The sequence below is a fragment of the Hoylesella buccalis ATCC 35310 genome, from assembly GCF_000177075.1.
Taxonomy (GTDB): domain Bacteria; phylum Bacteroidota; class Bacteroidia; order Bacteroidales; family Bacteroidaceae; genus Prevotella; species Prevotella buccalis.
The window spans coordinates 111,343-124,613 of sequence record NZ_ADEG01000039.1 but is presented as its reverse complement, the minus strand read 5'-3'; the positions used below and the strand labels follow the sequence as shown (position 1 = coordinate 124,613).

The 13,271-nt window shown below is 49.8% G+C and carries 7 protein-coding genes and 1 pseudogene; 7 read left to right on the top strand and 1 reads right to left on the bottom strand.

The features are described 5' to 3' along the window. Nucleotides 1–17: 17 nt before the first annotated feature. The gene (locus HMPREF0650_RS03755) at nucleotides 18–317 is read right to left on the bottom strand and encodes a helix-turn-helix domain-containing protein (protein WP_004348475.1); all 300 of its coding nucleotides are present in this window, start codon (nucleotides 315–317) and stop codon (nucleotides 18–20) included. 202 nt (nucleotides 318–519) lie between these two features. Here HMPREF0650_RS03755 and HMPREF0650_RS03750 point away from each other — a divergent pair, with 202 nt between their 5' ends. The 7 genes and pseudogenes from HMPREF0650_RS03750 (at nucleotide 520) to HMPREF0650_RS03720 (ending at nucleotide 13,270) form a co-directional block, all read left to right on the top strand. Further along, nucleotides 520–876 (top strand): helix-turn-helix domain-containing protein, encoded by a 357-nt coding sequence (locus HMPREF0650_RS03750; protein ID WP_002561004.1) that lies wholly within the window; start codon nucleotides 520–522, stop codon nucleotides 874–876. A 3-nt stretch (nucleotides 877–879) separates the two neighbouring features. After that, nucleotides 880–1,230 carry a helix-turn-helix domain-containing protein gene (locus HMPREF0650_RS03745; protein ID WP_004291454.1) on the top strand — a complete coding sequence of 117 codons (351 nt, stop codon included), beginning with the start codon at nucleotides 880–882 and terminating at the stop codon, nucleotides 1,228–1,230. A 20-nt stretch (nucleotides 1,231–1,250) separates the two neighbouring features. After that, nucleotides 1,251–2,819: a DUF3945 domain-containing protein gene (locus tag HMPREF0650_RS03740; protein ID WP_004348473.1), complete on the top strand. Its 1,569-nt coding sequence runs from the start codon at nucleotides 1,251–1,253 to the stop codon at nucleotides 2,817–2,819. Between the two features lie 61 nt (nucleotides 2,820–2,880). After that, entirely contained in the window at nucleotides 2,881–4,968 is a 2,088-nt protein-coding gene (locus tag HMPREF0650_RS03735; RefSeq protein WP_005790822.1) for a type IA DNA topoisomerase, read from the top strand. Nucleotides 4,969–4,995: 27 nt separating this feature from the next. Beyond that, nucleotides 4,996–5,583, top strand: coding sequence for a DUF1896 domain-containing protein (locus tag HMPREF0650_RS03730; RefSeq protein ID WP_004291461.1), 588 nt, complete (start codon nucleotides 4,996–4,998; stop codon nucleotides 5,581–5,583). After that, nucleotides 5,573–9,844: pseudogene (locus HMPREF0650_RS03725) on the top strand (helicase-like domain-containing protein); the annotation flags it as partial. The gene HMPREF0650_RS03730 and the pseudogene HMPREF0650_RS03725, both read left to right, overlap by 11 nt. Before the next feature lie 381 nt (nucleotides 9,845–10,225). Continuing rightward, nucleotides 10,226–13,270, top strand: coding sequence for an esterase/lipase family protein (locus HMPREF0650_RS03720; protein ID WP_004348470.1), 3,045 nt, complete (start codon nucleotides 10,226–10,228; stop codon nucleotides 13,268–13,270). Nucleotide 13,271 lies beyond the last annotated feature (1 nt).

Sequence of the window (13,271 nt, the reverse complement as noted above, 5' to 3'; positions counted from 1 at the left end):
TGGGTGAATAAATCAAATCATCTGCCGTGCGGATAGAGCGTGCCGATAAGCGGTATCAGCCGCTTCACCTCCTCCGGCTTGTAATAAAACCTGCGGTTTATCTGCGAGTAGCCGATAAGCCGCCTGTCGCGCAGCGTCTGCAACGTGCGCGAACTTATTCTCAACTGCCTACAGACTTCCTCGCCCGTGAGCCATCTTTCCATGCGCCTCGTGTCGCTTTTGCGCCTCAGGGCGGCGACCTTCTCCGAGAGTGCGCCGAATGCCGCCACCATCATCTCGAAAGTCTTTTTCTCGATAGATACTATTTCCATATTCATGCAATTATCGGTTTGCCCGCAAAGGTAACGGTACGGTCCTGAACACGTGCCGTTTTCCGCTGAAAGGCTGCCTGTTGCGCCGTTTGACCGGGTTACGGAGCCATCTTCCGTAAAAATCTTACGTGAGTCACGTAGTGAGTTGTTAAAGCCCCTTTTGTTTATTGCCGATTTTTGCTGCAGAAACAAAAAGAAAGGACTGAATATGAAAGTGATAACGATGGAAAGTTCCGCCTTCCGGTCATTGACGGAACAGATAGCGGAGATTGCGGCACACGTCCGTGCCGCCTCCGGCGACAAGAAAGCGGCATCGCCCGACAGGTTGCTCACCACACGCGAGGCGGCGCACCTGCTTAACGTGAGTACCCGCACCCTCCAGCGTATGCGCAGCGAGCAACGCATCGGTTATGTCGTGCTTCGCGGTAAATGCCGCTACCGGCAGTCGGAAATAGACCGCCTGCTTGAAGCGTGTGCCGTCAACGAGGACGCGGCGACACCGCAGGAATTGAAACGCAACCACACGCTGCGCACTGGCGGCAAACCAAAAGGAAGGAGGACATAGGTCATGGAACTGCTCACACGAAACAACTTCGAGGGCTGGATGCAGAAGCTGATGGAACGGCTCGACCGTCAGGACGAACTGCTGCTGGCGATGAAGGCTGAGGGGAAACAGCCTACTATCACGGAAAGCATCCGCCTTTTCGACAATCAGGATTTGTGCATGCTGCTCCAGATAAGCAAGCGCACACTGCAACGCTACCGCAGTGTCGGCGCATTGCCCTACAAGACACTGGGCAAGAAAACCTATTACAGCGAGGAGGATGTGCTGACATTCCTTTCCAACCATATCAAGGACTTCAAAAAAGAAGATATAGCCTTCTACAAGGCTCGTATCCATAATTTCTTTCATAAATAACCCATTAAAACATTTTTCAAATGGCAAAGAAAAAAGACGAAAAGGACGTGCTGGTAGTCCGTGATGAGAAGACGGGCGAGATCAGCGTGGTAGCCGGGCTGAATGCAGACGGCACACCCAAGCGTACCCCTGCGAAAGCTGAGAACGCGCAGAGTTTCCTGCAATTCGACCGACAAGGCGACGTGCTGGACAACTTCTTCAAGAACTTCTTCCGGCAGTGCAAGGAACCCAGCCGCTTCGGTTTCTACCGCATCGCGGCAGACCAAGTGGATTCCATGCTTGGCGTGATGAAAGACCTGCTTCAGCATCCGTACCAGAACAAACAAATCCTTGCACCGCACAAAATCGACACCTTCCCTTATCAACAGCAGGTGCAGGAAGAGATGGCGGCACAAAAGACAGAGAAACAAGAACCTCAAAAACAGGAAAACATGGAACAACAGAAAGAACAGCAGGAAAGCCCGCAACAGACGCAGGGCAGACAGGGCTACCAACCCATCAACGAGAGCAAAATCAACTGGCAGGAGCTGGAGGACAGATGGGGCGTGAAGCGTGACGACCTTGAAAAGTCCGGAGACCTTACGAAGATGCTCCACTACGGCAAGTCCGACTTGGTAAAGGTCAAGCCCACCTTCGGCGGCGAATCATTCGAGCTGGACGCCCGCCTCTCCTTCAAGAAGGACGGTGAGGGAAATGTCAGCCTCGTGCCGCACTTCATCCGCAAGGAGCAGAAGTTAGATGAGTACAAGGAACACAAATTCTCCGACGATGACCGGAAGAACCTGCGCGAAACGGGCAACCTCGGCAGGGTCGTGGACATTGAGGACAGGGAAACGGGCGAAATCATCCCCTCCTACATCAGCATCGACCGCAAGACGAATGAAATCACGGACATTCCGGCAAACAAGGTGCGCATCCCGGAGCGCATCGGCAAGACGGAAATCACCAAACAGGAGCAGGACATGCTCCGCGCCGGACTGCCCGTGCGCGACAAGCTCATCGAGCGCAACGACGGCAGGAAGTTCGTCACCACCCTTCAAGTGAACGTGGAGCAGCGCGGCGTGGAGTTCGTGCCGGGAACCGGAAGGTCGCCCCGTACCGCACAGACGCAGGAAGCCAAAGGTGACACCTCGAAAAGTCAGGCGCAAGGCGGGGAAAATGCCGCACAGACCAAGAAGGAGCAACGCCGCAACACGTGGATGAACGAGGACGGCAGCATCCGCCCCATCAGCAAATGGAGCGGCGTGAACTTCACCGACAAGCAGAAAGCCGACTACGTGGCGGGTAAAGCCGTGAAACTGGAGAACGTGACCGACAAGCAGGGCTTCCATGCCACGATGTATATCAAGTTCAACCCGGAGAAGGGCCGCCCGTACCGCTACGAAACGAACCCCGACAACGCCCAGCAGGTCGCCCCGTCCAACGAGAGCCGCACACAGGTGGCGGTGAACAACGAGGGCAAAACCAACGAGGCGACAAAGAACCTGAAAGAGCCTTTGCAGAAAGGTCAGACCGCCCCGAAGGACGACCGCCAGCAACAGCAGCAGGAGAAGCCGAAAAAGAAGAACAACAAAGGCATGAAAATGTAATCCCGTGTCCGCCACTGAATCCAAAATAAAATCCAAAGTATCAACAAAAAAGCAAGAAAACATGAAGACAATCATTGCAGAAAAGCCCTCCGTGGCACGTGAAATCGCCCGCATCGTGGGCGCGACAAAGAGAGAGGAAGGATATTTCGAGGGAGGCGGCTATGCCGTGACATGGGCATTCGGACACCTCGTTCAGCTTGCCATGCCCGACGGCTACGGCGTGCGCGGATTTGTCCGTGACAACCTCCCGATTATTCCCGACACATTCACGCTCGTCCCCCGTCAGGTCAGGACGGAGAAAGGTTACAAGCCCGACAGCGGCGTGGTGTCGCAGATAAAAGTCATCAAAAGACTGTTCGACACAAGCGAACATATCATCGTGGCGACCGATGCCGGACGCGAGGGAGAGCTTATCTTCCGCTACCTCTACCACTATACGGGTTGCACCACTCCTTTCGTGCGCCTGTGGATCAGCTCTCTCACCGACAAAGCTATCCGTGAGGGACTGCGGAAACTCGAAGACGGCAGCAAATACGACAACCTCTACCTCGCCGCCAAAGCGCGGAGCGAATCCGACTGGCTCGTGGGCATCAACGGCACACAGGCGTTATCCATCGCCGCCGGACACGGCACGTATTCCGTGGGGCGGGTGCAGACACCAACGTTGGCTATGGTATGTGAACGCTACTGGGAGAACCGCCGCTTTACGTCCGAAGCATTCTGGCTGCTCCATATCGCAACGGACGGTTGCGACGGCGAAGTCGTGAAATTCTCATCCTCCGAGAAATGGAAAGAGAAAGAACCGGCGATGGAACTATATAATAAGGTAAAGGCGGCAGGTTGCGCCACTGTCACGAAAGCCGAGCGCAAGGAGAAGACGGAGGAAACTCCCTTGCTCTACGACCTGACCACGCTCCAGAAAGAAGCCAACGCCAAGCACGGCTTCACGGCGGAACAGACGCTTGAAATCGCGCAGAAACTCTACGAAAAGAAGTTGATAACCTATCCGAGAACGGGAAGCCGCTACATCCCCGAAGACGTGTTTGCCGAAATTCCCAAACTGCTCGCTTTCATCGGCACACAGCCCGAATGGAAAGACAAGGTGCGGGCAAAAGCCGCCCCGACACGCCGCAGCGTGGACGACGGCAAGGTGACAGACCACCATGCCCTGCTCGTCACGGGTGAGAAACCGCTCTTCCTCTCCAAAGAGGACAATACCATCTATCAGATGATTGCCGGGCGCATGGTCGAGGCATTCTCTGAGAAATGCGTCAAGGATGTGACCACTGTCACGGCGGAATGTGCCGGAGTGGAGTTTACCGTAAAAGGCAGCGTCGTGAAGCAAACCGGATGGCGTGCCGTCTATGGCGAGGAAAAAGAGGAAATTACCATCCCCGGCTGGCAGGAAGGCGACACGCTGACACCGAAAGGCTCGTCCATTACCGAAGGAAAGACCAAACCCAAGCCGCTGCATACCGAAGCCACCCTGCTCTCGGCAATGGAAACGGCGGGCAAGGAAATTGAGGACGACGCACTGCGGCAGGCGATGAAGGACTGTGGCATCGGTACTCCCGCCACACGCGCCTCCATCATCGAAACGCTTTTCAAGCGCGGTTACATGGAACGCTGCAAGAAGTCGCTTGTTCCCACCGAAAAAGGACTTGCCCTCAATTCCGTCGTCAAGACGATGCGCATCGCCGATGTTGCCATGACGGGCGAATGGGAAAAGGAGCTGGCGCGTATCGAGCGCGGGGAACTGTCCGCCGACACCTTCCGCAAGGAGATAGAGGCGTACACACGTGAGATAACCTCCGAACTGCTCTCGTGCGACAAGCTCTTCGGCAGCCGTGACTCCGGCTGCGCGTGTCCCAAGTGTGGCACGGGCAGGATGCGGTTCTACGGCAAGGTGGTACGCTGCGACAACACGGAGTGCGGACTGCCCGTGTTCCGGCTGAAAGCGGGACGCACCCTGTCCGACGATGAAATCAAAGACCTGCTCACCGAAGGGCATACCAAGCTGCTCAAAGGGTTCAAGAGCAAACAGGGCAAGAGTTTCGATGCTGTTGTCGCCTTTGACGGGGAATATAACACGACTTTTGTGTTCCCGGAGGCTAAAAAGGGCAAGAAATTTTCAGGACGGAAGAAATAGTATTAACTTTGCCACTTGTTCAGAGTAATGAATTGTTCTTCGATACCGGATTACACTCATACTTTGGATTTAGTGGTGGCACTCGGAGGGATACCGAGTGCCTTTTTCTTCCTTTTTCCAACCGATTATCCCGTTAATTATCAATCCGCTAAATCCAAAGTAATGAACAACAAGAAGAAAAACGAGGGTCAGACCGACTTTTCCTATTACGGTCTGTACCTGCTGGACTATCTCCGCACGAACAAGTTTGAACAGGCTGACGACACCGCTTTCATACGGGAACGGGCCGACCGTGCCGCCGAAACGTATGAGAGGGCACGGCTTGAAGGCTATCCCGCCGATGGTGCGCAGGAACTGGCGATGGACACGCTGCTGCGCGGGCTGCATTATTCCCGTTACGCCATCCTCCGCGAAGTCGTGGAAAACGAGTTTGCCGATGAAGTGCCGGAAGAGAAGCGTGAAGCCTTTGTCCTGAAACTGCTGCCGCTTGTCGGCAACGTGTTCTCCGTCTATGACCTCTCGGATGACAATTTCGCCCTGTCTTCCGATTACGACCTGCTCTACACGGAGCTGACGGGAGCAACCGTCCTTTACTTAGACGAATATGGCGTTTAACCGCAAACAGAAACTGCGGGACAACATCGAGGCGATACGGACGGCATTCATCCTTGACAGGGAAAACAGGACAGCGACAACCGAAGAGCGTGCCATACTTCAAAGGTACTGCGGTTTCGGCGGTCTGAAATGTATCCTCAACCCTGCAAAGGAACTGACGGATGCCGTCCGGTGGGCGAAATCCGACCTCGAACTGTTCGCCCCGACGGTGGAGCTGCACAGGCTTATCCGTGAGAACAGCAAGGACGAAACAGAGTACAAGCGGTTTGTGGATTCGCTGAAAGCGTCCGTGCTGACCGCTTTCTACACCCCCAAAGAGATAACCGACACCATCGCGGACGTGCTGGCAGATTACAGCGTCCGCCCCGCCCGTATGCTCGAACCGTCGGCAGGTGTCGGCGTGTTCGTGGATTCCATGCTACGGCACAGCCCCAATGCGGATGTGATGGCTTTCGAGAAGGATCTGCTCACGGGTACAATCTTGAGGCATCTCTATCCCGACCAGAAAATGCGCACCTGCGGTTTTGAGAAAATCGAAAGACCGTTCAACAATTATTTCGACTTGGCGGTGTCCAACATTCCGTTCGGTGACATTGCCGTGTTCGACGCGGAGTTTCAGCGGAGCGACTCTTTCGGCAGACGCTCCGCCCAGAAAACCATCCACAACTATTTCTTTCTCAAAGGACTGGATGCCGTGCGTGACGGCGGTATCGTGGCGTTCATCACCTCGCAAGGGGTATTGAATAGCACCAAGACCTCCGTGCGTAACGAGCTGTTCAGTCAGGCCAATCTGGTATCCGCGATACGCCTGCCCAACAACCTGTTCACGGACAACGCGGGGACGGAGGTGGGCAGCGACCTGATTGTCCTGCAAAAGAACCTCAGCAAGAAGGAAATGTCGCAGGACGAGCGGCTGATGACCGTGATACAGACGGACACGAAAACCGACCTGACCGACAACGCCTATTTCATCCACCACCCGGAACGCATCGTGCATACGACGTCGAAACTTGACACTGACCCCTACGGGAAGCCCGCTATGGTTTATCTGCACGAGGGCAAGACCGCAGGTATCGCCGGGGACTTGCGCCGGATGCTCAACGAGGATTTCCATTACAGGCTCGCCATGCGTCTGTATTCGGGAACAATCTGGCAGTCGGGAACGGAAGAAAAGGTTACCGTTCAAAAGGAGGCGGAGCGTCCTGCTATAAAATTGGAAACGGTATCTTCGGCGCAGACGGTGGAAACTCCGACGGAAAAACCGCAACCCGTTGAGGAAAAACCGGAGATAGAGCCACGTCCGAAATATTCTGACGGGGTGCAGCTCTCCTTGCTCAACCTCTGGGGGATGACGGAAGAGGTCAGCCAACCGAAAACCTCCAAAAAGAAAAAGACGGTGAAAAAGGCAGTTACGGCAAAGTCCACTCCGCCCAAACCGAAAGTCACGGTTACACCGACAGCTCCAACTGCAAAACCCGCTATGGAGAATAAGGAGGTGAAAGCGGAGAACACCGCCAAGCCTGCCGACCCGGACGACATCTATGCAAAGCTGGACTGGGAAACCAATCCTCCCATCAACGGCTTCTACGAGATGATGATGGAACTCACGCCGGAGCGCAGGAAGGAACTTCGGGAGCTGGCAAGGCAGCATAATGAAAAACATGAAAACAGAACGGTTGCGACGATCACGCCGGAAGTACCACGTGAACAACCCCGGCAGGAGGAAACACAGCCGGAAGCAGTCGCCGCACCTGCTGTTACCGATGCTCCACCGGAAACGGTGGCTACTTCCCTTTTTCCCGACATCGAACCGGAAAAGCCGAAGGAGGAAGTCGCGGACCTTACGCCGCGTGCCTACCATCGCACGCCGGAGATGCACCTGCGCGAAGGGTCGCTGGTGGCTGACAGGGGGCGTCATAACATCGGCTACCTGAAGGACATCACGCCATACGGGGCGACATTCCAGCCGCTCGACCTGAAAGGCTACCAGAAGGAGAAGGCGTTACAGTATGTTTTACTCCGTGACGCCTACGAGCGGCTGTACCGCTATGAATCGAACCTGCATGAAGCAAATGTCCCGTGGCGAGAGCATCTAAACACCTGTTACGATGAGTTTGTCATGCGCTACGGCAACCTCAACGCCAAGCAGAACGTGAAGTTAGTGATGATGGACGCGGGCGGGCGTGACATCCTTTCGCTGGAACGGGCGGAGAACGGGAAGTTTGTCAAGGCGGACATCTTCGAGCGTCCCGTTTCCTTCTCCGTGGAGAGCCATGCCAACGTCGGCTCACCCGAAGAAGCACTGTCCGCGTCGCTCAACAAGTTCGGCACTGTCGATCTCGACTATATGCGGGAGATAACCGACAGTACGGCGGAGGATTTGCTCACAGCCCTGCAAGGGCGCATCTATTACAATCCGCTCGTAACCGGTTACGAGATTAAGGACCGCTTTATTGCCGGAAACGTGATAGAGAAAGCGGAACGCATAGAGGCTTGGATGGGCGAAAACCCCGAAAGTGAACGTATGCCGGAGGTGAAGCAGGCGTTGGAGGCTCTGAAAGATGCCGAACCGCCGCGCATCGCTTTTGAAGACCTTGATTTCAATTTCGGGGAACGCTGGATTCCGACGGGTGTCTATGCCGCCTACATGAGCCGGCTGTTCGACACGGAGGTGAAAATCGCCTACTCTGCAAGCATGGACGAGTTTTCGGTGGCGTGCGGCTACCGCACCATGAAAATCACGGACGAGTTTCTGGTGAAGGGGTATTACCGTAACTATGACGGCATGCACCTTCTGAAACACGCCCTGCACAACACCTGTCCCGACATGATGAAGTCCATCGGCAGGGACGAGCATGGCAACGACATCAAGGTGCGCGACAGCGAGGGAATACAGCTCGCCAACGCCAAGATTGACGAGATACGAAACGGCTTCTCCGAATGGCTCGAAGAGCAGTCGCCACAGTTCAAGGAGCGGCTGACGACGATGTATAACCGCAAGTTCAACTGTTTCGTGCGCCCGAAGTATGACGGCTCGCATCAGACTTTTCCCGACCTCAATCTGAAAGGGCTGGCAAGCCGGGGCATCAGGAGCGTCTATCCCTCGCAGATGGATTGCGTCTGGATGCTGAAACAGAACGGCGGCGGAATTTGTGACCACGAGGTGGGAACCGGCAAGACGCTGATAATGTGCATCGCCGCGCATGAAATGAAGCGTCTGAACTTGGCGCACAAGCCGATGATTATCGGGCTGAAAGCCAATGTTGCGGAGATTGCCGCCACCTATCAAGCGGCATATCCCAACGCGAGGATTCTGTACGCTTCGGAGAAAGACTTTTCGACCGCCAACCGCGTGCGTTTCTTCAACAACATCAAGAACAACGACTACGATTGTGTCATTATGTCGCACGACCAGTTCGGCAAGATACCGCAGTCGCCGGAGTTGCAGCAGCGCATCCTGCAAGCGGAGCTTGACACGGTGGAGGAAAACCTCGAAGTGCTGCGGCAGCAGGGAAAGAACGTGTCGCGGGCTATGCTGAAAGGTCTGGAGAAGCGCAAACACAACCTTGAAGCGAAGCTGGAGAAGGTGGAACATGCCATAAAGTCACGCACGGACGACGTGGTGGATTTCAAGCAGATGGGCATCGACCACATCTTCATAGATGAGAGCCACCAGTTCAAAAATCTGACGTTCAACACGCGCCACGACCGTGTGGCGGGATTGGGGAACAGCGAGGGAAGCCAGAAGGCACTGAACATGCTCTTTGCTATCCGCACCATACAGGAGCGCACGGGCAAGGACTTGGGGGCGACCTTCCTCTCCGGCACGACTATCAGCAACTCGCTGACTGAGCTGTACCTGCTGTTCAAGTACCTGCGCCCGAAGGAGCTGGAACGGCAGGACATTCGATGTTTTGATGCGTGGTCGGCGATATTTGCCAAGAAGACAACGGATTTTGAGTTCAACGTGACGAACAACGTGGTGCAGAAGGAGCGTTTCCGCTACTTCATCAAAGTGCCGGAGCTTGCCGCCTTCTATAATGAAATCACGGACTACCGCACGGCGGAGGATGTGGGCGTGGACCGTCCCAACAAGAATGAGATACTGCACCACATACCGCCCACGCCGGAGCAGGAGGACTTCATACAGAAGCTGATGCAGTTCGCCAAGACTGGCGATGCCACACTTCTGGGCAGGCTGCCGCTTTCGGAAACGGAGGAAAAGGCGAAGATGCTTATCGCCACCGACTACGCCCGCAAAAGATTCAATAAATTTGTATCTTTCAGATAACCAATAAAATAAGAATGAATAAAGGGTAAAAGGGTTACGACTTGGAAACGAGCGAGTTTCTTTCCCTTTCTTTATTCTGCAATGTTTCAAAGAACCTTGTATTACAGCTTCAAAGGTAATAAATATGACAGTGCCATCCAATGAAAATCAGACATTTATTTTTGTTGGTTTCTTACATTTCATACCATATCAACTTTCTCTTCACTTGTTCTTCCTGTCATTTCCATATGTAACTATTCAGCAATAGCCATACGAATCGTTAAATATTAATAAATATACAACAAAAAGTTTGCAGGTTCAATTTGAAATACTAAGTTTGTACATACTAGAAACCACAAAGTTAACTTTTATATGAAACACGTAAACAAGCATTTGTCATTGAATGATGAGCGAAAGCTTATCAGGGTTCGTTTTTGTGCATTCATTTACCTAATTCTCTTAAACATTCCTATCTTGTGGGCTCAAAGTCTTGTAAATAAAGGCAATCCCTCTGACCTTAGAGTGCAATTGGATCAGATGTTTGGTAAGCTCGATAGGAAGATTGTACCGACGGGTTTTTTATTGGACTATGCAGAAGAGTATGAAAGTTTGTCAAAATTCAGTCCCACTAATGGTAAGAACGTTGAACAAGAGTGCGATTTGAAAACTTATGTGGGGTTGGTAGAAACATTGAGGTCGGCATACTTATATGGAAATCCCTTTGAAACGTATGATAAAATATACAAAAATAGAATCAAATCTTCTCAAGATGGGCGGATTAACATCTGTGCATTGTCTTATGATTATGCCCAAATAAAAGCTAATGCTTTAAAGGATGGGAGTATAACTTATACAAATGGAATTGTAAAATGTAATAATCCCAAAGCTTTTCAGGTAAAGAATGTAACCGCAGGAAGTATTCTACAAAATGTATGCAACACAAATAATATAACCTTTTACTATCACAAAGATTTGGCTCTTACAAATACAGGCATTAGAAGAGTTGAAGTAGATTATGGTAAAGGTTTTATTGATGTGTATAATTCTAGTGCTAATGCCAAATTACAAAATGGACGTCATAAAATAAGAATCAAAATTATCGCTTCCGATGGAAACGCAAGTATAAGTACAACCTGGTTGGATGTAATTGTTGACAATAATCTGAACAAAACTAGAGCTTCACTATACACGCAACCAATGCAACTTTCTATAATGGGCGATGCTTATAGAGGAATTTCAACAAAGGCAGACGTAACTATAATTCCATCTAAAAGATGGAATGGAAAAATATCTAAGCCTTTTATTTTTGTCGAGGGATTTGACCCGCGGTTAAGGAATAATACGGTAAATCGTCTTTCATACGTTTCTGCATACTATAAAGATTGGAATGATTTCGTTAAGAATAACGATTACGACTTTATTTATGTAGATTGGAATACCCCAGAACAATATATCCAAGCAAATGCCTATACTTTAATCAAGGTAATTGAGACAATAAATAATATGTCTGATGAGAATAGTAGTCCTACTCTTTTAGTAGGTCATAGTATGGGTGGATTAGTAGCCAGATATGCACTTAAAACCATGGAGAATAAAAGTGAGAAACACAATGTTGGAACATATGTAAGCTATGATTCTCCACATTTAGGTGCAAATGTCCCAATGGGACTTTTACATGGTTTTTATGGTATAAGGAAATTTTTACATGACAAAAAACTTATTGACAAACTCATAAACAAGTTTGTAGATGTTTCCGATATGTTGAGTTTAGGAGAAAAAATGGCTTTTTCTACAGCAGCTCAACAGATGCTCTGTAATAGTATAGATGCTGCAGGACATCTAAACAACTCCTTGCACATTCAATGGCAGGAGGAATTAGATAAGCTTGGGTTCCCAAATGGAGACAGAGGGAAACAATTCCAAATGCTTGGTATTTCAAATAGTGATTATAACACAGCCTATGTGCCCAAAAGCTATATTAGCGCAAATGGCGATGTAGGATCTTTTTCATGGGTTGATGCATTTTCACCTATTACAGGGATTGCATTAGGCGTTAGTTTTGAAGATATAATCTTAGGATTAATAACAGCACTTCCTGGCAGAACATCAGCCGATTTAACTTTTGAATGTCTACCTGGAACATCTGTGGGTCAAAGGGTTAATAATATAAAAATATCTTTTGAAAAAGATTTCCTGTGGACTATACCTATTACGAAAAGTGTATTCAAATACGAAGGATACTATAATAGTAATTTTTTGTATGATACATATCCTTCTTCTGTTGTAAACTACCTCTCTACTAGTAAGGGTGACAATGTTGGTGGCTTTGTGCCTTATATAGGCTATGCTTATGCTGCTTATGGTGTATCTGGAAAAATTCCATTCATTCCTGCATCTAGTGCATTGGCTCATAGAAATCCGACTTCTACCCAGTCTTTTATGAAAATGCCCAGTCCTTCAGAAAGTGCTTTTGGTGGCAATGTGTTCATGGAGTCAAATGAAGCATCCAAACAGCATATGGTTTTCTCAAAAGAAGCTCAAAATTGGATATTGTCACAGATTACGCAAGTCATTGATGGTCCCTCATTCGGTTATAGTGGTGCCAAATACATGCTAAAAGGCATATCTGATGGTGTTTCATGGTCTGTTACAGACCCCTCTATAGGAACCATTGATCAGAATGGTGTCTTGACTGTATTGAAGAATGGCGTTTTTTATATTTCATGTAGATATAATGGCATCACTTATAGTAAAGCTGTCTATGTTGGAATGCCAAATTATATTCTCTCTTCAAGTCACGAACCAAATGGCTTTTTGGTAGAAGCAAAATCATTTGGTGAATTATACAAGAATGATATTGATAAAATAAACGAGATATTAACATTTAGATGGGGCGTAAAGTTTCCTAATCAAAATATATATTGGATAGACACCAACAGTCCTTCGGTGTTTGTACCATTAGATGGTAAGAATGCCGTAGTCTACCTTAAAGTCGTTGACCTTAACGGTAATGAGTCTCCTATTCAAAATATCAAGTGTGAAGCTAAGGATGTGTTTTATGCTTCTAATAATAGATTGTTAATGGATAAAGCACAAAAACTGTATAAAGATGATGGGACACCATATTCTTATAAATATGGAAAAATCTACTTAACTCGAGATGCTTCGTTACCAGATCAATATCAAAGTGCCATATGGACTTCTACAAAAGCAACTGTTTACAGTCCCTTTAGTAGTACTTATACAATACCAGTTTCCCGTGGAGAAATGTCTATTAAAGACATTCTGCCACAAGAGGAAATGAATTTTATAACAAGTAATACTCCAATAGGGAAAAGTTGCCTTTATACAATAGCGTTGCTAAATCCCGAAGACAAGTTTATACAATTTATCCCAGTAACAGTTTCATTAAAATAAG

What these genes read in the sequence shown, in the direction of transcription:
- HMPREF0650_RS03755 (WP_004348475.1), bottom strand. Translation starts at nt 317, where the DNA reads ATGAATATGGAAATAGTATCTATCGAGAAAAAGACTTTCGAGATGATG.
- HMPREF0650_RS03720 (WP_004348470.1), top strand. Translation starts at nt 10,226, where the DNA reads ATGAAACACGTAAACAAGCATTTGTCATTGAATGATGAGCGAAAGCTT.
- HMPREF0650_RS03750 (WP_002561004.1), top strand. Translation starts at nt 520, where the DNA reads ATGAAAGTGATAACGATGGAAAGTTCCGCCTTCCGGTCATTGACGGAA.
- HMPREF0650_RS03730 (WP_004291461.1), top strand. Translation starts at nt 4,996, where the DNA reads ATGAATTGTTCTTCGATACCGGATTACACTCATACTTTGGATTTAGTG.
- HMPREF0650_RS03740 (WP_004348473.1), top strand. Translation starts at nt 1,251, where the DNA reads ATGGCAAAGAAAAAAGACGAAAAGGACGTGCTGGTAGTCCGTGATGAG.
- HMPREF0650_RS03745 (WP_004291454.1), top strand. Translation starts at nt 880, where the DNA reads ATGGAACTGCTCACACGAAACAACTTCGAGGGCTGGATGCAGAAGCTG.
- HMPREF0650_RS03735 (WP_005790822.1), top strand. Translation starts at nt 2,881, where the DNA reads ATGAAGACAATCATTGCAGAAAAGCCCTCCGTGGCACGTGAAATCGCC.